This window comes from Paracoccus sp. AK26, from assembly GCF_011801365.1.
Lineage (GTDB): Bacteria > Pseudomonadota > Alphaproteobacteria > Rhodobacterales > Rhodobacteraceae > Paracoccus > Paracoccus aerius.
The window spans coordinates 235,658-258,354 of the sequence record NZ_CP041041.1 but is presented as its reverse complement, the minus strand read 5'-3'; the positions used below and the strand labels follow the sequence as shown (position 1 = coordinate 258,354).

22 protein-coding genes are annotated in these 22,697 nt (G+C 67.2%); 15 read left to right on the top strand and 7 right to left on the bottom strand.

Annotated features, from left to right (window positions below; translation table 11 throughout):
• Positions 1–4: 4 nt before the first annotated feature.
• Positions 5–613 (bottom strand): molybdenum cofactor guanylyltransferase MobA, encoded by a 609-nt coding sequence (gene mobA, locus FIU66_RS01190; protein WP_167621008.1) that lies wholly within the window; start codon positions 611–613, stop codon positions 5–7.
• A 126-nt stretch (positions 614–739) separates the two neighbouring features.
• On the opposite strand from mobA, the gene FIU66_RS01185 reads away from it, so the two are divergent.
• The 4 genes from FIU66_RS01185 to FIU66_RS01170 all read left to right on the top strand — a co-directional run bounded on the left by FIU66_RS01185 (position 740) and on the right by FIU66_RS01170 (position 4,284).
• Entirely contained in the window at positions 740–1,765 is a 1,026-nt protein-coding gene (locus tag FIU66_RS01185; RefSeq protein ID WP_167621007.1) for a siderophore-interacting protein, read from the top strand.
• 135 nt (positions 1,766–1,900) lie between these two features.
• Positions 1,901–2,932, top strand: a complete 1,032-nt coding sequence (gene exbB / locus FIU66_RS01180) for a tonB-system energizer ExbB (protein ID WP_167621006.1) — start codon at positions 1,901–1,903, stop codon at positions 2,930–2,932.
• A gap of 3 nt (positions 2,933–2,935) precedes the next feature.
• Positions 2,936–3,388 carry a TonB system transport protein ExbD gene (exbD, locus tag FIU66_RS01175; RefSeq protein WP_167621005.1) on the top strand — a complete coding sequence of 151 codons (453 nt, stop codon included), beginning with the start codon at positions 2,936–2,938 and terminating at the stop codon, positions 3,386–3,388.
• A 17-nt stretch (positions 3,389–3,405) separates the two neighbouring features.
• Positions 3,406–4,284 carry a TonB family protein gene (locus FIU66_RS01170; RefSeq protein WP_240544710.1) on the top strand — a complete coding sequence of 293 codons (879 nt, stop codon included), beginning with the start codon at positions 3,406–3,408 and terminating at the stop codon, positions 4,282–4,284.
• Between the two features lie 81 nt (positions 4,285–4,365).
• Here FIU66_RS01170 and FIU66_RS01165 read toward each other — a convergent pair whose 3' ends face one another.
• A complete protein-coding gene (locus tag FIU66_RS01165) occupies positions 4,366–5,070 on the bottom strand; it encodes a GntR family transcriptional regulator (protein ID WP_167621003.1) in 705 nt (234 codons plus the stop codon).
• 81 nt (positions 5,071–5,151) lie between these two features.
• Between FIU66_RS01165 and uxaC the strand changes: the two genes are divergently transcribed.
• From uxaC to FIU66_RS01125, 8 genes are all read left to right on the top strand, one after another.
• Positions 5,152–6,558, top strand: coding sequence for a glucuronate isomerase (uxaC, locus tag FIU66_RS01160; protein WP_167621002.1), 1,407 nt, complete (start codon positions 5,152–5,154; stop codon positions 6,556–6,558).
• A 22-nt stretch (positions 6,559–6,580) separates the two neighbouring features.
• Positions 6,581–7,576 carry a TRAP transporter substrate-binding protein gene (locus tag FIU66_RS01155; RefSeq protein WP_167621001.1) on the top strand — a complete coding sequence of 332 codons (996 nt, stop codon included), beginning with the start codon at positions 6,581–6,583 and terminating at the stop codon, positions 7,574–7,576.
• A gap of 64 nt (positions 7,577–7,640) precedes the next feature.
• Positions 7,641–8,174: a TRAP transporter small permease gene (locus FIU66_RS01150; RefSeq protein WP_167621000.1), complete on the top strand. Its 534-nt coding sequence runs from the start codon at positions 7,641–7,643 to the stop codon at positions 8,172–8,174.
• Position 8,175: 1 nt separating this feature from the next.
• Positions 8,176–9,456 carry a TRAP transporter large permease gene (locus FIU66_RS01145; protein ID WP_167620999.1) on the top strand — a complete coding sequence of 427 codons (1,281 nt, stop codon included), beginning with the start codon at positions 8,176–8,178 and terminating at the stop codon, positions 9,454–9,456.
• Positions 9,453–9,734 (top strand): cupin domain-containing protein, encoded by a 282-nt coding sequence (locus tag FIU66_RS01140; protein WP_167620998.1) that lies wholly within the window; start codon positions 9,453–9,455, stop codon positions 9,732–9,734. The genes FIU66_RS01145 and FIU66_RS01140 overlap by 4 nt, the downstream gene beginning before the upstream one ends.
• An 11-nt stretch (positions 9,735–9,745) precedes the next feature.
• Positions 9,746–10,573 carry a 5-dehydro-4-deoxy-D-glucuronate isomerase gene (kduI, locus tag FIU66_RS01135; RefSeq protein WP_167620997.1) on the top strand — a complete coding sequence of 276 codons (828 nt, stop codon included), beginning with the start codon at positions 9,746–9,748 and terminating at the stop codon, positions 10,571–10,573.
• A complete protein-coding gene (gene kduD / locus FIU66_RS01130) occupies positions 10,570–11,310 on the top strand; it encodes a 2-dehydro-3-deoxy-D-gluconate 5-dehydrogenase KduD (RefSeq protein ID WP_167620996.1) in 741 nt (246 codons plus the stop codon). Before kduI ends, kduD begins: the two co-directional genes overlap by 4 nt.
• On the top strand, positions 11,288–12,706 hold the full coding sequence (locus FIU66_RS01125; RefSeq protein ID WP_201281102.1) for a mannitol dehydrogenase family protein: 1,419 nt from the start codon (positions 11,288–11,290) through the stop codon (positions 12,704–12,706). Before kduD ends, FIU66_RS01125 begins: the two co-directional genes overlap by 23 nt.
• 38 nt (positions 12,707–12,744) lie before the next feature.
• Here FIU66_RS01125 and FIU66_RS01120 read toward each other — a convergent pair whose 3' ends face one another.
• The 4 genes from FIU66_RS01120 to FIU66_RS01105 form a co-directional block, all read right to left on the bottom strand.
• Entirely contained in the window at positions 12,745–13,656 is a 912-nt protein-coding gene (locus tag FIU66_RS01120; protein ID WP_167620994.1) for a sugar kinase, read from the bottom strand.
• Complete coding sequence (uxuA, locus tag FIU66_RS01115; RefSeq protein ID WP_167620993.1) at positions 13,656–14,867, bottom strand: mannonate dehydratase; 1,212 nt, start codon at positions 14,865–14,867, stop codon at positions 13,656–13,658. The genes FIU66_RS01120 and uxuA overlap by 1 nt, the downstream gene beginning before the upstream one ends.
• 10 nt (positions 14,868–14,877) lie before the next feature.
• Complete coding sequence (locus FIU66_RS01110; protein WP_167620992.1) at positions 14,878–15,555, bottom strand: GntR family transcriptional regulator; 678 nt, start codon at positions 15,553–15,555, stop codon at positions 14,878–14,880.
• 95 nt (positions 15,556–15,650) lie between these two features.
• Complete coding sequence (locus tag FIU66_RS01105) at positions 15,651–17,096, bottom strand: MORN repeat-containing protein (protein WP_167620991.1); 1,446 nt, start codon at positions 17,094–17,096, stop codon at positions 15,651–15,653.
• Positions 17,097–17,221: 125 nt separating this feature from the next.
• Between FIU66_RS01105 and FIU66_RS01100 the strand changes: the two genes are divergently transcribed.
• Positions 17,222–18,880 carry an NAD+ synthase gene (locus tag FIU66_RS01100; protein WP_167620990.1) on the top strand — a complete coding sequence of 553 codons (1,659 nt, stop codon included), beginning with the start codon at positions 17,222–17,224 and terminating at the stop codon, positions 18,878–18,880.
• A gap of 21 nt (positions 18,881–18,901) precedes the next feature.
• On the opposite strand, the gene FIU66_RS01095 is transcribed toward FIU66_RS01100, so the two are convergent.
• Positions 18,902–19,852 carry a TIGR03885 family FMN-dependent LLM class oxidoreductase gene (locus tag FIU66_RS01095; protein WP_167620989.1) on the bottom strand — a complete coding sequence of 317 codons (951 nt, stop codon included), beginning with the start codon at positions 19,850–19,852 and terminating at the stop codon, positions 18,902–18,904.
• 116 nt (positions 19,853–19,968) lie between these two features.
• On the opposite strand from FIU66_RS01095, the gene FIU66_RS01090 reads away from it, so the two are divergent.
• Positions 19,969–21,594, top strand: coding sequence for an alpha-amylase family protein (locus FIU66_RS01090; protein WP_167620988.1), 1,626 nt, complete (start codon positions 19,969–19,971; stop codon positions 21,592–21,594).
• Between the two features lie 39 nt (positions 21,595–21,633).
• Entirely contained in the window at positions 21,634–22,680 is a 1,047-nt protein-coding gene (locus FIU66_RS01085) for an NAD(P)-dependent alcohol dehydrogenase (RefSeq protein ID WP_167620987.1), read from the top strand.
• The last annotated feature ends 17 nt before the right edge of the window (positions 22,681–22,697 follow it).

Here is a 22,697-nt window from a genome sequence, read left to right as displayed (position 1 = left end):
TTGGTCACATCTGCGTTCGTAACGCCGCACGGGCCAGATCCAGATCCCCCGGCGTGTTGATGTTGAAAAAGGGATCGGCCGGACCCGATGTCCAGGCGGCGGTGGCCGCGCCGTGCACCTGCGCAAAGCCGCGCACCCGGCGCCCGCCCCCTGCCAGAAAGGCGCGCAGATCGTCGCGCAGGGCCGTGGGCCACAGCCCGAAGGTCGGGTGATCGCGGACCACACCCTTGGCGTCGCGGCTGGCGGCTAGGACGATGCCGTTGCCGGCGCGGGAAAGGCGTTCGGCAAGGTCGGCGGGAAAGAAGGGGGTGTCTCCTGCCACCGACAGAACCCGGTCGGCCCCCACAAGGGCTGCCCAGTCCATTCCCGCCAGGATCCCAGCCAACGGTCCCGGAAAATCCGGAAGGCCGTCGGGCAGGACCGGCAGGCCGAAGGCCGCGAACCGGGCCGGATCGCCATTCGCGTTCAGCGCGACCCGCCCGCATTGCGGCGCCAGCCGGTCGATGATCCGGGCCAGCATGGGCTGCCCGGCCAGATCCAGCAGGCACTTGTCGCCGCCGCCCATGCGGGTCGCAAGGCCTCCGGCAAGGATGATGGCGGGGGGATGGGTCATGTTCCCTTTGTCGCGCGGCAGGAAAACGGAGGCAAGGCCGCCTTGGTGGCCAGCCGCTGACGGTTGCGGACGCGGGCATCTGGGCGCATCCTTGCGCCCATTGCCTGCCGCCAGGACCGTCCGCGCATGAGACACGATCCCCTGCCCCCCTTCCAGACCGAGGCCTCGCTGCCCGATCTGCCCTTCGACCGCATCGATGCCCTGATCCGCTCGAAGGCCGCCGAACTTGGTCTTGACCTGCACAATGGCCACCGCCGGTCCACCTGGTGCAAGTTGCCCGACGGCAGCGAGTTCGGGGCGAAGATGGGGCCGACCGGCAGCATCCTTTACGTCCGCGCCCATTCGCGCGACCGGTTGCACGAACTGCGCGAAACGGTCGAACAGCACCTGGACGGCAGCCTGGCAGGCCTGGATCCGGCTTGGTCCTCGCTTGATCGTCCGGGCGCGCATCCGCCGAACTTCAGCCTTGCCCGCGTGGCGGGATCGCAGCGGATCGCGGCGGATTTCATCAGGCTGCGGCTGGAAGGGGACGATCTGGGGCGCTTTGCCCGCGACCTGATCCACTTCCGTCTGGTCCTGCAGCCCCAGGGGGCAGGCACGCCGTCATGGCCGGTGATCGGCCCCGATGGGCGCACGATCTGGCCTGCGGGCGCAGCGGCCTTGCACCGGCCCGCCTATACCGTTCGCCATGTCGATGCCGCTGCAGGCTGGCTGGAGACGGATGTGTTCATCCACGACACCGGACGGGCCTGCAGCTTTGCCGCAACGGCAGTGCCCGGAACTCTCGTCGGCTTGACCGGGCCTGGCGGCGGCGGGATCGCCACGGGAAAGGTCTTGCTGATCGGCGGTGACGAGACCGCCTATCCTGCCCTGGCGCGCATCCTGGAAGCCGCCGCGCCGGACGGCACGGGCGACTGCTACCTGTTCGGCGCAAGGGCGGATTATCCGTTGCCCCGTCACCCCGGCATCCGCGTGATCCACGCCCCCCGGGGCGAAGCGGACCTGGCCCGAATCCTGCAACGGCATGGGATTGCCGCAGACGGTATCTGGTTTGCCACGGAGCGGTCGCGCCTGACGCCGCTGAAGGAAGCCGTCGCCACCGGGAAGATCCCGGCCTCGCGCGCGCATCTTGCAGCCTATTGGACCGCATGAGGGCGCAACGCGGTCCGAATAGTTGACAATTTTACATGGCTGATTGATACCGGCCCGAAATCTGCGGGACGGTCCGAGTCCCTGCGTCGACTGCATCGCATCCGCCGATTGCGGATCAGGAAGCCAAGGAATGCCATGACCCACCTGCCTTTGTTCCGTCCTGGCCCGGCCCTTGCCCTTGCATTGGCCTGTCTGCTGGCGCCGCTGGCCCAAGCCCAGGATGCGCCGACTGCACCGCCGCAAGCCCAAGTCCAGTCCCAGGCCGAACAGCCGGCGGCACCCGCGCCCCTTGCCGCCCCGCCGGCCACCACGGCGGATCCGGCCGCTTCCGCCCCGGCTGCCGCGCCGCAGCCAGCCGTGCCCCAGCCAGCGGAGACCCAGCCAGCCGAGCCTGCGCCGGTGGCCGAGTTCCTGCCCCAGACGATGCAGGATGCGCTGGCGCCAATCCTGACGCCGCCCGCGCGCGATCCGAACCTGCCCCATGACCTGTCCCCAATGGGGATGTTCTGGGCCGCGGATATCGTGGTCAAGGCTGTGATGATCGGCCTTGCCATCGCATCGGTCATCACCTGGACGGTTCTTGTGGTGAAGGCCCTGGAACTGTGGGGTGCAAGCGCGACCGCCCAAAAGGGCATCCGCCGGATCCAGCGCGCAGGCTCGCTCGATGCCGCCGTAGCGGCCAGCGGCAACCGGCGCGATGCGGTGTCCCGCATGATCCGCCAGGCCGCCGACGAATACCGCAGGTCAGAACCCGCCTTGAAGATCGCGGGCGACCACGGCGTCAAGGAACGGGTCGAATCCCAGCTTGAGCGGATCGAGGCCGTGGCCGGCCGTCGCATGGGCCGGGGCACCGGCGTGCTGGCGACCATCGGGTCGACCGCGCCTTTCGTGGGCCTGTTCGGGACCGTCTGGGGGATCATGAACAGCTTCATCGGCATTTCCGAATCTCAGACCACGAACCTGGCCGTGGTGGCCCCCGGCATCGCCGAGGCGCTGCTGGCAACCGCCATCGGCCTGGTTGCGGCGATTCCGGCCGTGGTGATCTACAACGTCTTCGCCCGCGGCATCACCGGCTATCGCCTGCGCCTTGCCAATGCGGCGGCGGGCGTGCGCCAACTGGTCAGCCGCGACCTGGATTTCCGCGGCCTCGTCGCGAAGGAGGGCTGAGCCATGGCAGGCGGGATCCGCGAAACCGGCGACGACCTGGTCGAGAACCACGAGATCAACGTCACCCCCTTCATCGACGTGATGCTGGTCTTGCTGATCATCTTCATGGTCGCCGCGCCGCTGGCGACGGTCGATGTGAATGTCGACCTGCCGGTGTCCAATGCCACCCCCGCGGAACGCCCCGACCAGCCGGTCTATGTGACCGTCAAGCCCGACCTGACGCTGGCGCTTGGCAACCAGGACATCGCGCCGGGCGGCCTTGCCGCCGCCCTGGCCACCGCGACCGGCGGGGACCGCGAGCAGCGCATCTTCCTTCGTGCCGACCGCGAAGTGGCCTATGGCGACCTGATGGAGACCATGAACACCCTGCGCGACACGGGCTATCTGAAGATCGCTCTTGTCGGGCTTGAATCCACCACCGGGGCCGCGCCCGCCCCTGCGGAGCCTGGGCAATGACCGGCCGCGCCGGCAGCATGATCCGTGACGGCGCGCTGTGGGGCGGCGCCTCGGTCCTGGTGCTGGCGCTGCATCTGGGCGGTGCCTTGTGGCTGATGCACCGGGCCGAGGCCGGGGCCCCGCCCCCGGGCCTGCCGGAACCCGTCTTCGTGGACCTGGCCCCCGCCGAAGAGCCGGCCGAGGAAGCCATAGCCCCGGTCGAGGAGGCGGCGGACGAGCCGGAGGAGGTGGCCGAGGAACCGGTTCAACCCGAGCCCCAGCCCGAACCCGAACTCCAGCCGGAACAGGTGGCGGAACCCCTGGATCTGCCGCCGCTGCCGGAACTGGAACCGCTTGACGACATGGCCGAACTGTTTCCGCCCGCGCCGCCGGAACTGGAAACCCCGCCGGCCGTCGCGCTGAGCAGTTCTGCCCGCCCCGAGCGCCGCCCCGAGCGAGAGCCGGAACCGGTTCGTCAGGCCGAGCCGCGCCGGGAACAGCGTCGCGAACCCGAACCGCAGCGTCAGGCGGAACCGCGCCGCCAGGAACAGCCTGCGCCGCAGCAGCAAGCCCGCCGCGCCGACCAGGGCGCGGGCGGCACCGGCGCCGCCGGCCCAAGCCCGCAGCAGAAGGCCAGCCTGATGTCGCAGTGGGGCGGCCAGATCCGGTCCTGCATCAGCCGCCGCGCCTCGGCGCCGCGCGGGGTCCGCGAAGGCGGGCGGGTGACGCTGCGCCTGTCGGTGTCCCGCAGCGGCTCGATCCAGGGGGTCGGGGTCGCCGGGTCCTCCGGCATTGCGGCGCTGGACCAGGCTGCGGTGCAGGCGGCGCAGCGTGCTGGGCGCTGCCCCCGTGCGCCATCCGAACTGACCGATGCCAGCTACGCCTTCGACCTGCCGATCAATCTCCAGGTCCGCTGACACGGGATGGGGGCTGTCCGCCCCCGGGGGCCTGACGGCCACTCCCCCGAGGATCTTTTCGCCAAGGCGAAGGCCAGGGCCTCAGGCGAAGACCTGCGGCTGGTCGATGCGCAGGCGGGCGATGATCGCCTCGATCCGGCTCAGGTGCTGGCGGATTGCCAGGACGGCTGCCGGGGCGTCGCGACGACGCAGGGCGCCTAGGATCTCGCGATGTTCCTTGAAAGCCGTATCGGCGCCATAGGACAGCGACAGATAGCGCGCCCGGTCCATGTGGCCCTTGTTTTCCTTGACCAGGGTCCACACGAACTCAACCCCCGCGAAGGTGCAGATGTCGTGGTGGAACTGGTCGTCCAGGGCATGGAACCGCCTTCGGTTCCCTGCCGCGATTTCCTCGGCCTGGAGGTCGATCAGGCCGTCGAGCGCGGCGAAATGATCATCGGTCAGGCGGTCGACCGCGACGCGCATGCAAGCCTCTTCAAGCGCGGCGCGGATGAAATAGGCCTGCAGCACGGCCTCTTCCGAGATGGGCGTCACGATGGTCGCGCGTTGCGGCCGGATCTCGATAAAGCCCAGTTGCGACAGCCGGTAGAAGGCGTCGCGCACCGGCTGGCGGGACACGCCCATCTGGGCCGCCACCTCGGCCTCGGACAGCTTGGCGCCCGGCGGCAGGGTCAGGTTGACGACGCGGTCGTAAAGCAACTCGAAGATCTGGTCGGTGACCGTGCGGGTCCGCCCGCCGTCCAGCACCGGCAGATCGATCAGCGACAGACCTCGTGGAGACGGCATCACGACACCTCATTGACCACTCTTGCAAACTAGCATATTAGATGAGTAGTTGCGATACAAGTGCGACTCGAAGGGGGGAGGATGGGCTTGCTGGACGAGGATCGGCTGTTTCCGCTAGACGGACGCGCCCGCGACCTGGCGCGCGGACTTTATGCGGATATCCGCGACCTGCCCATCGTCAGCCCCCACGGCCATACCGATCCCCGCTGGTTCGCCGAGGACCAGCCCTTTCCCGATCCGGCGCAGCTGTTCGTCACGCCTGACCATTACGTCTTCCGGATGCTGTGCAGCCAGGGCATGGCGCTGACCGATCTGGGTGTGCCGCGCGTGGATGGCGGGCCGACCGAGACCGACGGGCGCAAGATCTGGCGGCTGTTCGCGCGGAACTTTCACCTGCTGCGTGGCACGCCGTCGCGGCTGTGGCTGGACCACAGCTTCCAGCATGTCTTCGGCATCGACCGGCCGCTGACGGAACAAACGGCGGATTGGTATTACGACCACATCGCCGACTGCCTGGCGCGCCCCGAGTTCCGGCCCCGCGCGCTGTTCAAGCGGTTCAACATCGAGGTCATCGCCACGACCGAAGCCGCGACCGACGATCTGCGCTGGCACCGGATGATCCGCGAATCGGGCTGGGACGGCCGCGTCGTCACCGCCTATCGCCCCGACGGGGTGGTGGACCCCGAAATGGCGGGTTTTGCCGACAACGTGGCGCTGCTGGGGGAACAGACCGGCTTCGACACCGCGACCTGGGACGGATACCTGGACGCGCACCGGGCGCGCCGGGCGTTCTTCAAAAACCACGGCGCGACCTCCAGCGACCACGGCCATGCCACGGCGCGGACCGAGGATCTGGCGCAGGCCGATGCCGCGGCCTTGTTCGGCAAGGCCCTGCGCGGCCAGTGCAGCGCGGATGAAGCCGATGCCTTCCGCGGCCACATGCTGACCGAAATGGCGCGGATGAGCCTTGAGGACGGGCTGGTCCTGCAGATCCACCCTGGCTCGCGGCGCAACCATTCCGATCCGGTCATGGCGGTGCATGGCCGCGACAAGGGCTTCGACATTCCCGGCCGCACCGATTACGTCGCGGCCCTGCGCCCCTTGCTGAACGCGGTGGGGATGCGCCCCGACCTGACGGTGATCCTGTTCACGCTGGACGAGACCGCCTATTCGCGCGAACTGGCGCCCCTCGCGGGGGTCTATCCCTGCCTGCGGCTTGGCCCGCCCTGGTGGTTCCACGACAGCCCCGAGGGGATGCGCCGCTTCCGCGAGATGACCACGGAAACCGCCGGCTTCTACAACACCGTGGGCTTCAACGACGATACCCGCGCCTTCTGCTCGATCCCCGCGCGCCATGATGTCGCGCGCCGCGTGGATTGCGCCTTTCTTGCCACCCTTGTCGCCACCGGACGCCTTCGCGAGGACGAAGCATCCGACCTGGCGCATGACCTGACCTACGGCCTCGCCAAGAAGGCCTACAAACTCTGAGCTTCACCAACGGGAGGAAACCATGAAGTTCGTCAAGACCACCTTCGCCGGATTGCTGATCTCGGCCGCCTTCGCAAGCGGTGCCGCGGCGGCCGAATGCGAAATCACCCTGCGGTCTTCCGACACCCATCCCGACGGCTATCCGACCGTCGAGGGCGTCAAGGCCATGGCCGCCGAGGTCAAGGAAAAGACCGAGGGCCGCATCTGCATCGAGGTCTTCCCGTCGTCCCAGCTGGGCGAGGAAAAGGACACGATCGAGCAAACCCAGTTCGGCGTGATCGACATGGTGCGCGCCTCGTTCGGGTCGTTCAACGACATCGTGCCGATCACGCAGACCCTGTCGCTGCCCTATCTCTACACCTCTCCCGAACACCAGCACGCGGTGATGGACGGTCCCATCGGCGAGGAGATCGCCGCCGCCTTCGAGGAAAAGGACCTGATCGCCCTTGCCTATTACGATGGGGGCGCGCGCAACTTCTACAACTCGCAGAAGCCGATCCAGACGGTCGAGGACCTGAAGGGCATGAAGTTCCGCGTCATGCAGAACGACGTCTTCGTGGACATGATGTCGGCCCTGGGCGCCAATGCCACGCCGATGCCTTACGGCGAGGTGTATTCGTCCATCCAGACCGGCGTCATCGACGGGGCCGAAAACAACTTCCCCTCCTATGACAGTTCGGGCCATGCCGAGGTCGCGAAATACTTCACGCTGGACCAGCACCTGATGGTCCCGGAACTGGTCGCGGTGTCGAAGACCTCGTGGGAGAAACTGTCGCCCGAGGACCAGGAGATCATGCGCACGGCTGCCAAGAACTCGGCCACCATTCAGCGCCAGCTTTGGGCGGAACAGGAAAAGGCCAGTGAGGAAAAGGTCATCGCGGCGGGCGCCGAGGTCATCAGGGACGTGGACAAGACCGCCTTCATCGAGGCAATGGCCCCCGTCTATGAAAAATACGTGACCACGCCCGAAGCGCAGGACCTGGTCAAGCGCATCCGGGAAACCCAGCCGGCCCAGTAACCATCCAGCCCGCGGCGCTTTCGCCGCGGGCTTCTTCCATTCTTGAAATCGAAAAGGTGACGCCATGCTGGGCAGCATCGCCGCGTTGTCGCGTCTCAATTCCCGGCTTTCGCGGATCAGCCTGTGGCTGGCCGGAAGCGGGCTTGTGGCGATGACGATCATCGTCTTCGCGCAGGTCTTCATGCGCTATGTCATGAACGACAGCCTGTTATGGGTGGAACCCGTCGCGATCCTGCTGATGAGCTGGTTCATCTTCCTGGGATCCGCAGTGGGGGTTCATGAAAGCTTCCACATGGGCTTCGACGTGCTGCTGTTCTTCCTGCCCGAAGGCGCGGGAACCTGGCTGAGGGCGCTGTCCGATCTGGCGGTGCTGACCTTCAGCATCGGCATGGCGGTCTATGGCTGGCAGCTGATGGAGCGGACCTGGGATTCGACGCTGCCGGTGATCCGGCTGCCCGGCGGCTTTTCCTACATGCCGCTGTTCGTGGGCGGCGTCCTGATGACGCTTTTCGTGCTGGAACACCTGCTGAACCGCCTGTCGGGACGCAAGGCCGAGGCCGAGCCCGACGCCGAAGACATCCTCATGACCGAGGCCTGACATGGAATACCTGATCCTCTTCGGCGTCTTCACCGTCCTGATGCTGATCGGCACGCCGATCGCCTTTTGCCTTGGCATATCCAGCCTGGCCACCGTGGGTTACATGGGCCTGCCGCCGCTGGTGGTCTTCCAGCGGCTGTCGGCGGGGATTTCCGTCTTCACGCTGATGGCCATTCCCTTCTTCATCTTCGCGGGCGACCTGATGGTCCGGGGCGGCATCGCCGCGCGGATCGTGGCCTTTGCCGGATCGCTGATCGGCCATGTCCGTGGGGGCTTGGGCCAGGTCAACATCGCGGCCTCGACCCTGTTCGGCGGCATTTCCGGATCGGCGGTGGCCGAGGCCGCGGCCGTCGGCGGCATCATGATCCCGCAGATGAAGGAACGCGGCTACGGCGCGGATTATGCGGTCAACGTGACCTCGATGTCGGCGCTGATCGCGCTGCTTCTGCCGCCCAGCCACAACATGATCATCTACTCGATCTCGGGCGGGGGGCGGATTTCCATCGCCGACCTGTTCACGGCGGGCATCATTCCCGGCCTGCTGCTGGCGGCGGCGCTGTCGGTCACGGCCTATATCGTCGCCCGCAAGCGCGGCTACCCGACCGAGGCCTTTCCCGGCTTTGCCCGGGTCGGATACTATCTGCTGCAATCGCTGCCGGGGATGCTGCTGATCGCGATCATCTTCGGCGGGGTGCGGTCGGGCGTGTTCACGGCCACCGAAAGCTCCTGCATCGCGGTCATCTACGCCGTCCTGGTGACGGTGCTGGTCTATCGCAGCATGTCCTGGAGGGACTTCGTCCATGCCACGCAGCAGGCGGTGCGCACCACGGCGATGGTGCTGCTGATCATCGGCATGGCGGGCGCCTTCGGCTGGCTGATGGCCTATCTGCATGTGGCGCAGATCTCGCTCAACTGGATGCAGTCGGTGTCGGACAACCCGCTGGTGATCCTGCTGATGATCAACATCGTGCTGCTGGTTTTGGGCACCTTCATGGACATGTCGCCGCTGATCATCATCACGACGCCGATCTTTCTGCCGGTGGTCGCGGCCTTTGGCGTCGATCCGGTGCATTTCGGCGTCATCATGATCCTGAACCTGGGGATCGGGCTGAACACGCCGCCGCTGGGCCCGGTCCAGTTCGTCGCCGCCGCCGTGGCCCGGATATCGATCTGGGAAGCCATGCGCAGCGTCTGGCCCTTCTATATCGCGGGCCTGACCGTGCTGATGCTGGTGACCTATGTCCCCGCCTTGTCGCTGTGGCTGCCGAGCGTGTTCAAATGAGCGATCCCATCCGCACCGTCCTGGCCCATTCGCCCGAACTGATGGTCGTCCGCTTCGCCTTCCGGGCGGGCGACCAAGGGGCGCTGCATTCCCACCCCCATGTGCAATCGACCTATGTGCAGTCGGGCCGCTATCGCTTCACCGTGGATGGCCGCGAATTCGAGGTCGGGCCGGGCGACGCCTTTGTCATCCCGTCCCATGCCCAGCACGGCTGCACCTGTCTTGAAGGGGGCGAGTTGATCGACAGCTTCACCCCCCGCCGCGACGATTTCCTGTGAAAGGCTCTGCTATGACCACCCATGTCGAAACCCGCCAGGCGGTTCATCCCGATCATGCGAAAGGCATGGACACCCAAGCCCTGCGCCGCAATTTCCTGGCCGAGGGGCTGTTCGCCCGGGCGGAAATCCGGCTGGTCTATACCCATTACGACCGCTTCGTGGTGGGCGGCGCGGTCCCGGACGGCGCCGACATCACGCTGGACAAGATCGCCGAAACCAGGACCGCGACCTTCCTGGAACGGCGCGAGATGGGCATCGTCAATATCGGCGAGGCCGGATCGGTCACGGCGGCGGGCCAGACCTGGGACATGAAGAACGGCGACGTGCTCTACCTGGGCATGGGATCCGGCGCGGTGACCTTTAGCGGCAAGGGGCGGTTCTACATCACCTCCTGCCCCGCGCATCGCGAACTGCCCTGCCGGCTGATTACCGTCGATGAGGCCAAGGAGATGAAGACCGGCGCGGTCGAGACCTCGAACAAGCGCACCATCCGCCAGTTCATCCACCCCCTGGTGATGGAAAGCTGCCAGCTCGTGCTGGGTTATACTACGCTCGAGGACGGATCGGTCTGGAACACCATGCCTGCCCATGTCCACGACCGCCGGATGGAGGCATACCTGTATCACGGCATGGAGCCGGAATCGCGCGTCCTGCACCTGATGGGCGAGCCGCAGGAAACCCGCCATATCTTCGTGGGCAACGAACAGGCGGTGATCTCGCCCCCCTGGTCGATCCATTCGGGCGCGGGCATCGGCGGCTATACCTTCATCTGGGCCATGGCGGGCGACAATGTCGATTACACCGACATGGACTTCGTCCAGCCGGGGGATCTGCGGTGAGCGCGTTTTCCCTGGACGGCCAGACAGCGCTTGTCACCGGCGCCAACACCGGCATCGGCCAGGCCATCGCCGTGGCCATGGCACAGGCGGGGGCCGAGGTGATCGCCGCGGGTCGGCGTGATTGCGATCAGACGCTGGCGCTGATGGGCCAGGTTTCTGAAAAGGCGGGCCGCCAGATGCGGCTGGACTTCAGCGACCCGATGGCCGCGCGCGATGTCTTTGCCAGCGAACGCATCGACATCCTGGTCAACAACGCGGGCATCATCCGCCGCGCCGATGCGGTCGATTTCACCGAGGCCGACTGGGACGAGGTGATGGACACCAACCTCAAGGCGCTGTTCTTCACCTGCCAAGCCTTCGCCAGGGCGGCCTTGCCGCGCGGGCGGGGCAAGATCGTCAACATCGCCAGCCTGCTGTCCTTCCAGGGCGGCATCCGGGTGCCGTCCTATACCGCCTCCAAGCACGGCGTGGCAGGCCTGACCAAGCTGATGGCGAACGAATGGGCGGCGGCTGGCCTCAACGTCAACGCCATCGCGCCGGGCTATATCGAGACCAACAATACTACCGCCCTGCGCGCCGATCCGGTCCGCAACCGCGCGATCCTGGACCGCATCCCGGCGGGCCGCTGGGGCCGGGCCGAAGATATCGGCCAGACCGCCGTGTTCCTCTCGGCGCCTGCGTCCGACTATGTCAACGGCGCGGTCCTGAATGTCGATGGAGGCTGGCTTGCACGATAGGCTATATCGCGACCCCACGCCCAAGGCGGGCATCGTCCACCTGGGCCTTGGCGCCTTCTTCCGCGCTCATGGTGCAGTCTATGTGGCCGAGGCCGGGAACTGGGGCATCACGGGCGTTTCGCTGCAATCGCCGGGCACGCGCGACAGGCTGCGCCCGCAGGGCTGGGCCTATACTGCGCTTGAACTGGGACCGGACGGCGAGAAGCCGCAGGTGGTCACGGTCCTGCGCGACGTGCTGGTCGCGCCGGAAGACCCGCAGGCCGTCCTGGATGTCATGGCCGCACCCGACACGCATGTCGTCAGCCTGACGGTGACGGAAAAGGGCTATTGCCACGAACCCTCGACCGGCAAGCTGAACCGCGACCATCCCGATATCCGGCATGACCTGGAAAATCCGCTGCCAAGATCGGCGCCGGGTTTCCTGGTCCGCGCCCTGGCCCTGCGCCACGCGACGGGGCTGCCACCCTTCACCGTGCTTTGCTGCGACAACCTGCCGGAAAACGGGCGGGTGGTGCAGGGCGTGGTTGGGGAACTTGCCCGCCTGATCGACCCAGCCTTGGCCCAATGGATCGAGGCGCAGGGCGCGTTCCCCGCGACCATGGTGGACCGGATCGTGCCTGCGACCACGCCCACCGACCTGGACCGGCTGGAGGCTGCGTCCGGGTATCGCGATGAAGCGCCGGTGATGCACGAACCCTTCCGCCAATGGGTTGTCGAGAATCATTTCTGCGGCCCCCGTCCGGCCTTTGAGACGGTCGGCGTGCAGATGGTGGCCGATGTGACGCCCTTTGAACACATGAAGCTGCGGATGCTGAACGGCACGCATTCCAGCCTTGCCTATCTGGGCTATCTGGCCGGCCATGAGACCATCGCCGAAACCATGGCCGATCCGGTCTTTGCCGATTTCGTGCGTGGGCTGTGGCGGGACGAGATCATCCCGGCCCTGACCCCTCCGCCCGGCGAGGATTTGGGGGCCTATGCCGATGCGCTTGCCGCGCGCTATGCGAATCCGGCGATCCGGCACCGGACCTGGCAGATCGCCATGGACGGCAGCCAGAAGCTGCCGCAGCGCATCCTTGGCACCATTGCAGAGGGCCGCGCTGCGGGCCGCGCCGTGCCGGGCCTGACCTTGGCCGTGGCGGCTTGGATGCGCTATGCCTCGGGGCGCGACGAACAGGGCGCGGTGATCGAGGTCAAGGATCCCTTGGCCCCGCGTCTCGCCGCGCTGTGGCGCGACGATCCGGCGCAGACCGTGGCGGGCTTCCTGGCCCTGGCCGAGGTCTTTCCGCCCGCGCTGCGCGACGATGCGGGCTTCGCGGCGGACCTGACGGCGGCGCTGTCGGGGCTGATGAAAGACGGCGCGCGGGCCATGGTCGCGGGCCGCGTCGCCGCCTGACACCAAGGGGCAAGGGCCTGGGCCCTCGCCCACCATGGTTACGCCTTTTCCGCCAAGGCCTGTTGCACCAGGGCGCCGCGATGGCGGATGACCTTGCTGCTGAGGTTGTGGCCCGCCGCGATGGCCGCCGCGCAATCCGCGCCCGACAGGCTGGCCGCCAGATAGCCCGCGTTGAAGCTGTCGCCTGCCGCCGTGCTGTCCACGGGCGTTTCGGGCGCAAGGTCGTCGATCACGCCCGATCCCCCGGCCCCGCCAAAGCTGATCGGCCCGCCGCCATTCTTGACCACCACCTGCCCCGCGCCAAGCGCCAGATAGCGGGCCACGGTCGCCTGGGGATCGGCATCGCCGAAATGCGTGGCCTCGTCGTCGAAAGAGGGCAGGACCAGATCTGCACCCGCGGCAGCATCGCTGATCCCCTGCCGCATCGTGTTGGCGTCGGTCCACAGGCGCGGGCGCAGGTTCGGGTCGAAGACGATCCGTGTGCCTGCCGCCTTGGCCCGGCCCAGGCCAGCCAGCAGGTTCGCCCGGCCCTGGGGCGGCAGGATCGCCACCGTGATCCCCGAGAAATAGGCGACCCCCGCACCGTCAAGCGCCGCGTCAAGGGCCGCCGGATCGTCGGCCAGACGCTTGGCTGCCGACGTATCGCGCCAATAGGCGAAGCTGCGTTCGCCGTCCTTCAGGCTGATCGCGTAAAGCCCAATCTCTCGGTCGGGATCGCGGCCGACATGGGTGGCGCCGATGCCTTCGGCAACCAGGAAATCCACCATCTGCTGCGAAAAGGCGCCCTGACCCACGCGGGACAGGTAATCGACCTGCCAATCCGCGCCCAGCAACCGGCGCAAATACCAGGCCGTGTTCAGCGTGTCGCCCGCGATCCCCAGGCGCCACAGGCCGGGCTGGTCCGACTGGCCCAGTTCAACCATCGCCTCTCCGATGGACAGGATGCGCATCAGGCGGCCCGGTGCTTGCGCGACAACGCGAGTTCGACGCCGCGCAGTTCGGCCAGGCCCTTCAGGCGGCCGATCGCGGGATAGCCCGGCTGACCGCCCCGGCCGATGTCGTCCAGGATGTCCTGGCCGTGGTCCGGGCGCATGGGGATACGCCAGTCCTCGCGCCCTGCCGCCTGCCTGCGCGCTTCCTCGGACAGGATGGCGTCTATCAGGTCCACCATGTCCGTCTGCCCACCCAGGTGTTCATCCTCGAAGAAGCTGGCGGGGATGGTGTCGGTGTCGCGGCGCACATTGCGCAGGTGCAGGAAATGCACGCGGTCGCCCAGCCGACGCATCATGCCGGGCAGGTCGTTGTCGTGCCGCGCCCCCAGCGACCCGGAACACAGCGTGATCCCGTTCGCGGGCAGATCCACAGCCGCCATGCGTTCGGCATAGTCTGCTTCGGTGGACATGACGCGGGGCAGGCCCAGCAGCGGGAAGGGCGGATCGTCCGGGTGGCAGCACAGCCGCATCCCAAGGTCCTGCGCGACGGGCGCCACCTGTTCCAGGAAGGCGTTGAAGTTGCGGCGCAACACCGCGTCCGTCACCGGCGCATAGGTCTGCAGCAGGTCGCGCACATCGCCCATGGTCAGATGCTCGGCCGCGCCGGGCAGGCCGAAGACCACGTTTCCGGCAAGCTGCTGGCGCGCGGCATCGTCCATGTCGGCAAAGCGGCGGGCGGCGGCGTCGCGGATGTCTTCCGGGAAGTCCTCGGCCGCGCCGGGGCGTTCGAGGATGTGGATGTCGAAGGCCGCGAAGTCGGTCAGGTCGAAGCGCATGCAGCGCGCGCCATTGGGGCGGCGCCATTCCAGGTCGGTGCGCGTCCAGTCCAGCACCGGCATGAAGTTGTAGCAGATCACCCGGATCCCCGCCGCGTGCAGGTTCCGCATCGAGGCGATCCAGTTCTGCACATGGCCGCGCCAGTCGCCCGACTGGGTCTTGATCGCCTCGCTGACGGGCAGGCTTTCCACGACCTCCCAGGCCAGCCCCGAAGGCGAACCGTCGCGCATCGAGGCAAGTTGGGCCTGGCGCAGGGCGATCTGTTCGGACGACCAGACCTCTCCGGTCGGGACATGGTGCAGCGCCGTGACGACGCCCTGCACGCCGGCCTGCAGCATGTCGTCGATCGACACGCGGTCATTCGGGCCAAACCAACGCCAGGTGTGTCTCATGGGGATCCTCTCATGCAGTGAAATAGTCGGGCTGGGCGGCCGCGATCTGCGGCACCTCGGTCAGCATCTGGCGCAGATGGGCGCGCATCGCGGATTCGGCTGCGTCCGCGTCGCCACCGCGCAGCGCATCCAGGATCTGCTGGTGCTGGCCGATGGTGAAGCTGCGGTCGAAGGCGCGCATGGACAGGTGGCGCAGCCGGTTCATCTGCGCCTTCAGCCGGTCGAGATCGGCCCAGACGGCCTCCTGCCCCGCCCCAAGCGCCAGCAGCTTGTGGAAGCGGTCGTCGGATTCGATGAAGTCCTCGACGTTTCCGTCCCGGTCCGCCTTGTGTTGCTTGGCGATTTCCTTGGCCATGCGGTCCAGGACGGCAACGGGACGGGTCTTGGCCACGGCGCGGGCCAGGTCGGCCTCGACCGCCTCGCGGATGAAGCGGGCGGACAGGATCGCCGCCACGGAAATCTTGCTGATATAGGTGCCCCGCTGGGGGCGGACCTCGGCCAGGCCGTCGCTGGCCAGGCGGATAAAGGCTTCCCGCACGGGTTGGCGGCTGATGCCGATGGCGGCCGCGACCTCGGTTTCGCTGATCCGCATCCCGGGGGGCAGGTCGCCCTGCTGGACGCGCTTGCGCAGCCAGTCATGCACCTGGGCCGAGGTGCTGGGCGCGATGGTGATGCGGGCGATGTCCATGAATGCCTCCTGCCGGAGGATCTATACCATACTTCCATACCAGTGAAGCGAAATGTCGGGGCTGCCCGGGCGGAAGGTGCGTGCAAGCACGCACCTTAGGGATTTGGTGCCTCGGTGGGCATGGCCGGCGTATCCGTCGCCTCGCCTTCGGGCGCCGGGCCGCTTTCGACCAGGCGGTTCTGGTCCCATTGGCCGGACGCGACCTCGCCGCTGGCATAGCGCATGACGCCCTGGCCCTGGCGCTTGCCGGCCACGAAGCTGCCTTCATATCGGTCGCCGCTGGCATAGGTGGCCGTGCCCTTTCCGTCGATCTCGCCCGCCTTCCAGCCGCCTTCGTAGACAAAGCCGTCGGGCGTGGTCAGCTTGCCCTGGCCTTCGCGCAAGCCGTTGACGAAGCCGCCCGTGTAGACGGTGCCGTCGGCATAGGTCGCCTGGCCTTCGCCGTGGCGCTGCCCGTCGGCCCAGGCCCCGGTATAGACATAGCCGTCGGGATAGGTCATCCGGCCCTGGCCATGGTTGCGGGCATTCCTGAAGCCGCCTTCATAGACCATGCCATTGGCATAGGTGGCCTTGCCCTCGCCCTCGATCACGCCCTGGGACCACTGGCCGTCATAGGTCGCGCCATCGGGATAGGTGATCTTGCCCCGGCCGTCGGGACGGTCGGCCTTCATCTGGCCCTGGTAGATGGAACCGTCGGGATAGGTGATCTGGCCCTCGCCCTCCATCCGGCCCTCGACCCAGGACCCGATATAGACATAGCCGTCGGTGCCGGTGAAGGTGCCTTGACCGTGGCGGCGGTCGGACTTGAAGCTTCCCTCGTAGACATCGCCATTGGCATAGGTGGCGATCCCCTGCCCTTCGCGCCGGCCGTTCAGCATCTGCCCTTCGTAGCGGTCGCCCGAGCCCTGGACCAGCACACCCGTGCCCGACATCTGACCAGCCGACCAGATGCCGTCATAGACCAGCCCGTCGGCCATGGTCAGCTTGCCCTTGCCCGCACGCTGACCGGCCAGCATCCCGCCTTCATAGACCGCGCCATCGGGATAGGTGATCTTGCCCTGCCCTTCCTTGACGCCCGCGTTCCAGTCCCCTTCATAGCGATAGCCGTTGGGCTGGGTCAGCACGCCCTTGCCCTGGTGCAGGCCCTTGACGAAATCGCCGGTATAGACCGAGCCGTTGGCATAGCGCGCGACACCCTTGCCGGTGATCTCTCCGGCAACCCAGTCGCCTTCATAGGTGCCGCCGTCGGCGTAGGTGATGGTGCCCGTGCCGTTGGGTTTTCCTTCCGCGAACTGGCCTTCGTACACCGAACCGTTGGGAAAGGTCGCGCGGCCCTGGCCCAGGATCTCGCCCTCCACCCAGTCGCCTTCGTAGCGATAGCCGTTGGGCAGGGTATAGCTGCCCTGGCCGTGCTGGCGACCGTTGCGGAAGGTGCCCTCGTAGACGCCGCCGTCGTCGTATTGCTTGGTCACGACCTGCGCGTCCGCCGCCACGGTCCCCGCCAACAGCGCCACAACAGCCGCCCAACTTGCCGCCTTCATCGCCACATAGTCCTTTGTCCTTCGCTTCTGGTCTAGCGCAGCGGAACCCGGCACGCAAAGCCCGACTTTTCCTTATCCGCGCCATCGCCTATCACGATTTCCACAAGGACCAGGGGCCAAGCATCATGACAAACCGTTTCCGCCTGACCATCGGCCAGCTGAATGCCACCGTGGGCGATCTGCCGGGCAACGCCGCCAAGGCGCGCGACGCCTGGGCTGCCGCAAGGGACGCGGGTGCCGACATGCTGGCCCTGCCCGAGATGTTCATCACCGGGTACCAGACCCAGGATCTGGTGCTGAAGCCGGCCTTCACCCGCCAGGCCGAGGAAGCGATCCGCGAACTGGCTGCCGCCTGCACCGGCGGCCCGGCCATCGGCATCGGCGGTCCCTGGGCGGACCGTGACATGCTGTATAACGCTTATTGGGTCTTCAAGGACGGCGAGCTGGTGGCGCGCGTGCTGAAGCACCGCCTGCCCCACAAGCAGCTGTTCGACGAATTGCGCCTGTTCGACAGCGGCCCGATCAGCGGCCCCTATCCCGTCGCGGGCGCGCGCATCGGCTCGCCCATCTGCGAGGACGGCTGGGCCCCCGACGTGGCCGAGACCCTGGCCGAGACCGGCGCCGAGATCCTGGTCGTGCCGAACGGCTCGCCCTATCACCGCAACAAGCTGGACCTGCGCATGGGCCACATGGTTGCCCGCGTGGTCGAAACCGGGCTGCCGCTGGTTTATGTCAACATGGTGGGCGGGCAGGACGACCAGCTTTACGACGGCGCCAGCTTCGTGCTGAACCCCGGCGGCCACAAGGTCGTGCAGCTTCCGCCGTTCCAGGAGATGCTGGCCCATGTGGATTTCACCCTGACCGATGACGGCTGGCGGGCCGAGCCGGGCGAAATGGCGCCGCAGCCCGACGAATGGGAACAGGACTACATGGCGATGATGCTGGGCCTGCGCGAATACATGCGCAAGTCCGGCTTCAAGACGGTGGTGCTGGGCCTGTCCGGCGGGATCGATTCCGCGCTTGTGGCAACCATCGCCGCTGACGCGATCGGGCCGGAAAACGTCCACTGCGTGATGCTGCCCAGCGAATACACGTCCCAGACCAGCCTTGATGACGCCGCCGATTGCGCGGCCCGCCTGGGCACCCGGTTAGACACCGTCCGCATCGATGGCGCGCGCGATGCGGTATCGGGTGCCTTGGCGCATCTGATGGAAGGCACCCAGCCCGACATCACCGAGGAAAACATCCAATCCCGCCTGCGCGGCGTGATGCTGATGGCGATTTCGAACAAGTTCGGGGGGATGCTCTTGACCACCGGCAACAAGTCCGAGGTGGGCGTGGGCTATGCCACGATCTATGGCGACATGGCGGGCGGATATAATCCGATCAAGGATCTCTACAAGACACGCGTGTTCCAAACCTGCCGCTGGCGCAACGGGAACCACCGCGACTGGATGATGGGACCGGCGGGCGAGGTGATCCCGCCCCGGATCATCCAGAAGCCCCCTTCGGCGGAACTGCGCCCGGACCAGGTGGACCAGGATTCGCTGCCCCCCTACGACATCCTGGACGCGATCCTGGAAGGGCTGGTGGAAAAGGACCTGTCGCTGGCGGATCTTGTCGCACAGGGCTTCGACGCGGATACGGTGCGACTGGTGGAACGGCTGCTTTATGGCAGCGAATGGAAACGCTACCAGGCCGCGCCGGGACCGAGGATCTCGACCCGGGCCTTCTGGCTGGACCGGCGTTATCCCCTGGTCAACCGCTGGCGTGACAAGCTGTAGGGGCTTGGCGCGGCGGGGGCCTCAGCCCAGCAGTTCGCGCGCGGCCATGTCGATGAAGGCTTCCTGGTTCAGCCCGACATTGTGGAGAAAGATCGTATCGACGCCCAGACCGGCCAGGGCCTGCAGGTCGGCGCGGTGCAGCCCCGGATCGGCCGAGACGCGCACCGACCGGCCGATCTGGTCGGGGCCGACGAACTGCCCCAGCAGGTCGAAATCCGTCGGGCGGCGGATGTCCCAGTTGATCTCGCCCCCGATGGCGACAGGCGCCCATTGGTCCAGGGCATTGGCCATGGCCTGATCCTGCGTCTCGGCCCATGATATGGTGTGCTGGATATGGACCGGCTTGCCCTCGCCGCCGCCCTCGCGGAAGGCGGCGATGACCTTGGCGACCTTGTCGGGATCGCCGCCCAGGGTCAGCAGTCCTTCCGCCCAGCCGCCCAGAAGACGGGCCGTTTCGGGTGTGGCGGCCGCGCCGAACAGGGGCGGCGGCGTGTCGGGCAGCGACCACAGCCGCGCCTCGATCACGGTGATGCGGCCGCGATGGGTGACGGTCTCGCCGCGCAGCAAGGCGTGCATCACGTCAAAGCATTCACGCAGGCGGGCATTGCGTTCGGGCTTGTCCGGCCAGGGCAGGCCCGTCACCCATTCGTTCAACGCCTCGCCCGTGCCAAGGGCCAGCCAGAACCGGCCGGGGAACATCTGCCCCAGCGTCGCCACCGCCTGCGCCATCACCGCCGGGTGGTAACGGTATCCCGGCGCCGAGATGCTGCCAAAGGGAACCGTGGTCGCGCCCATCGCCGCGCCCAACCAGACCCAGGCATGGCCCGACTGGCCCTGCCGCGTGCTCCAGGGTTGCAGGTGGTCGGAACATTTGACCCCGGCAAAGCCGGCAGCCTCGGCCTGGACGGCCAGGTCGCGCATGGTGCGGGGATCGAACTGTTCGTGCGAGGCGTGATATCCGATGCGCGTCATGGCCGTTCCCCTTGTGCGTGCCTGCGGGAAGCCCGCAAAGGCGTGGGAAGTTCCCTCCCCGGAACAATACGCGGCCTTGCGGCTTGCGCTTGGGCAGGGAACAGGGGCGGGCAGGGATGACTGACGCGGGCGAATGGTGGAAGAACGCGGTCATCTATGGCGTCGATGTCTCGCGGTTCTGCGACAGCAACGGCGACGGGATCGGCGACTTTCCCGGCTTGACCGAGAGGCTGGACCACCTGGTCCGGCTGGGCGTGACCTGCATCTGGCTGCTGCCCTTCCACCCTTCGACCAACCGCGACAACGGCTATGACATCACGGATTACCTGCAAGTCGATCCGCGATACGGCAGCTTTGACGATTTCCTGTTCTTCCTGACCGAAGCCGGCGCGCGCGGGATCCGCGTCATCCTGGATCTGGTGGCGCAGCACACCTCGGACCGGCATCCCTGGTTCCTGTCGGCCCGGCACGACGCCCGGTCGCCCTTTCGCGACTATTACGTCTGGACCGACCATCCCCCCCGCCCCGCGCCCGGCCGCGGCCCGATGTTTCCGGGGCAAGAGGACACGACCTGGACCCATGACCCGGTGGCGCAGCAGTATTACTATCACCGCTTCTTTCGCTTCCAGCCCAGCCTGAACCACGAAAACCCGTCGGTCTGGATGGAACTGGAACGGATCATGGACTTCTGGATGAGCTTCGGCATCGCGGGCTTCCGCATCGATTCCGCCGCACACCTGATCCAGAAGCCGCTGGACCCGCAGGGCGGCAAGGACAAGGACCACCGGATCCTGCGCGACATCTTCCGCCATGTCACCCGCCGCATCCCCGACGCCCTGATCATGTCCGAGGTCAACGAGGACGAGGGCAGCCTGCCCGATTTCTTCGACGGCGGGCAGATGAACGCGATGATGAACTTTTCGCTGAACAACCATCTGCTGCACGCCTTGGCGTCGGGCCGCGCGCAGCCGGTGCTGGACGGGCTGGCCCGCCTGCCCCCGCCGCCCGACAACGGCGTTTGGGCCAACTTCCTGCGCAACCTGGACGAGGCGACGCTGGAGCGGCTGGACCCGGACGCCTTCCGCGCCACCGTAGGTATCTTGGCCCCGGACCAGGACATGCGCATCTTCGACCGCGGCTTCCGCCGCAGGCTGGCGCCGATGCTGGGCGGCGACGGGCCGAGGCTGCGCATGGCCCTCAGCCTGCTGTTCGCCATGCCCGGGGCGCCCCTGCTCTGCTATGGCGACGAGATCGGCATGGGCGAGGACCTGGGCCAGCCGGGCCGCGACGCGGTGCGCAGCCCGATGCAGTGGACCCGTGGCCGCAACGGCGGCTTCTCCACCGCCGCCAAGGCCCGCCTGATCCAGCCCGTCGTCGCCCGCGCCTTCGGCCCGGACCAGGTGAATGCGACGGACCAGTGGGACGATCCGGGCTCGCTTCTGAACCACGTGGCCCGGCTGTCCGCGATCCGGCTGGATCATCCGGGCATCGGGCGCCGCGAATGCCGCACAATCGCCAATGCGCCCGATGGCGTGATCGCCCTTCGCTATGCCGCAGCAGACCACGACCTTGTCACCCTGCACAACCTGTCCCCGAAGCCCGCTCGGCTGGATCTGGACCTGGGCGCGTCCTGCCGGGGCGAATCCACCGCCCTGCTGGGCGATCCCCTGGAAACCCGGGACGGCCGCCTTCGGGTGACGCTGCCCGGCCATGATTTCCGCTGGTCCCGGTGGCCCCGGTAAGGCAACCTCGGGCCAACCCCTGATCTGAAAGGACCGCTCATGACCATCCATGCCGTTGGAACCCTTGCCGCCGACCAGCCCCTGGGCCCGATGCAGATCACCCGGCGCGACACCGGCCCCCATGATGTGCGGATCGAGATCGCGTTTTGCGGCATCTGCCATTCCGACCTGCACCAGGCCCGCAGCGAATGGGCAGGCACCCTTTACCCCTGCGTCCCAGGACATGAGATCGTGGGCCGCGTGACCGCCGTCGGCGCCCATGTCACCAGCCACAAGCCTGGCGATCTGGTGGGCGTGGGCTGCATCGTGGACAGTTGCCAGCATTGCGCCGATTGCGAGGACGGGCTCGAGAATTACTGCGACGGCATGATCGGCACCTATAACGGGCCGACCGAAGATGCGCCCGGCCACACGCTTGGCGGCTATTCCCAGGCGATCGTGGTCCATGAACGCTATGTCCTGAAGATCACCCATCCCGAAAACCAGCTTGCCGCAGTGGCCCCCCTGCTTTGCGCAGGGATCACGACCTATTCGCCGCTGCGCCACTGGGGGGCGGGACCGGGCAAGAAGGTGGGGGTCGTGGGCATCGGCGGCCTGGGCCATATGGGCGTGAAGCTGGCCCATGCGATGGGCGCGCATGTGGTGGCATTCACCACCTCGCCCGACAAGCGCGAGGCGGCCAGGGCGCTCGGCGCGGACGAGGTGGTCATCTCGAAGGACGCCGACGAGATGTGGGCCCATGCGCAAAGCTTCGACTTCATCCTGAACACGGTCGCCGCCCCGCATGACCTCGACGCCTTTCTGGCGCTGCTCAAGCGCGACGGCACCATGGCCCTGGTGGGCGCGCCGGCGACGCCCCATCCGTCGCCCAATGTCTTCAACTTCATCATGCGCCGCCGCAGCCTGGCCGGTTCCATGATCGGCGGCATTCCCGAAACGCAGGAGATGCTGGACTTCTGCGCCCGGCACGGCATCACCGCCGATATCGAGATGATCCGCGCCGACCAGATCGAGGAAGCCTATGAACGGATGCTCGGGGGCGACGTGAAGTATCGCTTCGTCATGGACATCGCCACGATGGCGTGACGATCCTGCCAGCCGGG

What these genes read in the sequence shown, in the direction of transcription:
- FIU66_RS01150 (WP_167621000.1), top strand. Translation starts at nt 7,641, where the DNA reads ATGCTGGGCAGCATCGCCGCGTTGTCGCGTCTCAATTCCCGGCTTTCG.
- kduI (WP_167620997.1), top strand. Translation starts at nt 9,746, where the DNA reads ATGACCACCCATGTCGAAACCCGCCAGGCGGTTCATCCCGATCATGCG.
- uxaC (WP_167621002.1), top strand. Translation starts at nt 5,152, where the DNA reads ATGGGCTTGCTGGACGAGGATCGGCTGTTTCCGCTAGACGGACGCGCC.
- FIU66_RS01110 (WP_167620992.1), bottom strand. Translation starts at nt 15,555, where the DNA reads ATGGACATCGCCCGCATCACCATCGCGCCCAGCACCTCGGCCCAGGTG.
- FIU66_RS01090 (WP_167620988.1), top strand. Translation starts at nt 19,969, where the DNA reads ATGACTGACGCGGGCGAATGGTGGAAGAACGCGGTCATCTATGGCGTC.
- FIU66_RS01125 (WP_201281102.1), top strand. Translation starts at nt 11,288, where the DNA reads ATGGAGGCTGGCTTGCACGATAGGCTATATCGCGACCCCACGCCCAAG.
- FIU66_RS01105 (WP_167620991.1), bottom strand. Translation starts at nt 17,096, where the DNA reads ATGAAGGCGGCAAGTTGGGCGGCTGTTGTGGCGCTGTTGGCGGGGACC.
- mobA (WP_167621008.1), bottom strand. Translation starts at nt 613, where the DNA reads ATGACCCATCCCCCCGCCATCATCCTTGCCGGAGGCCTTGCGACCCGC.
- FIU66_RS01165 (WP_167621003.1), bottom strand. Translation starts at nt 5,070, where the DNA reads ATGCCGTCTCCACGAGGTCTGTCGCTGATCGATCTGCCGGTGCTGGAC.
- FIU66_RS01170 (WP_240544710.1), top strand. Translation starts at nt 3,406, where the DNA reads ATGATCCGTGACGGCGCGCTGTGGGGCGGCGCCTCGGTCCTGGTGCTG.
- FIU66_RS01155 (WP_167621001.1), top strand. Translation starts at nt 6,581, where the DNA reads ATGAAGTTCGTCAAGACCACCTTCGCCGGATTGCTGATCTCGGCCGCC.
- FIU66_RS01085 (WP_167620987.1), top strand. Translation starts at nt 21,634, where the DNA reads ATGACCATCCATGCCGTTGGAACCCTTGCCGCCGACCAGCCCCTGGGC.
- uxuA (WP_167620993.1), bottom strand. Translation starts at nt 14,867, where the DNA reads ATGAGACACACCTGGCGTTGGTTTGGCCCGAATGACCGCGTGTCGATC.
- FIU66_RS01140 (WP_167620998.1), top strand. Translation starts at nt 9,453, where the DNA reads ATGAGCGATCCCATCCGCACCGTCCTGGCCCATTCGCCCGAACTGATG.
- exbB (WP_167621006.1), top strand. Translation starts at nt 1,901, where the DNA reads ATGACCCACCTGCCTTTGTTCCGTCCTGGCCCGGCCCTTGCCCTTGCA.
- FIU66_RS01095 (WP_167620989.1), bottom strand. Translation starts at nt 19,852, where the DNA reads ATGACGCGCATCGGATATCACGCCTCGCACGAACAGTTCGATCCCCGC.
- exbD (WP_167621005.1), top strand. Translation starts at nt 2,936, where the DNA reads ATGGCAGGCGGGATCCGCGAAACCGGCGACGACCTGGTCGAGAACCAC.
- FIU66_RS01120 (WP_167620994.1), bottom strand. Translation starts at nt 13,656, where the DNA reads ATGCGCATCCTGTCCATCGGAGAGGCGATGGTTGAACTGGGCCAGTCG.
- FIU66_RS01145 (WP_167620999.1), top strand. Translation starts at nt 8,176, where the DNA reads ATGGAATACCTGATCCTCTTCGGCGTCTTCACCGTCCTGATGCTGATC.
- FIU66_RS01185 (WP_167621007.1), top strand. Translation starts at nt 740, where the DNA reads ATGAGACACGATCCCCTGCCCCCCTTCCAGACCGAGGCCTCGCTGCCC.
- FIU66_RS01100 (WP_167620990.1), top strand. Translation starts at nt 17,222, where the DNA reads ATGACAAACCGTTTCCGCCTGACCATCGGCCAGCTGAATGCCACCGTG.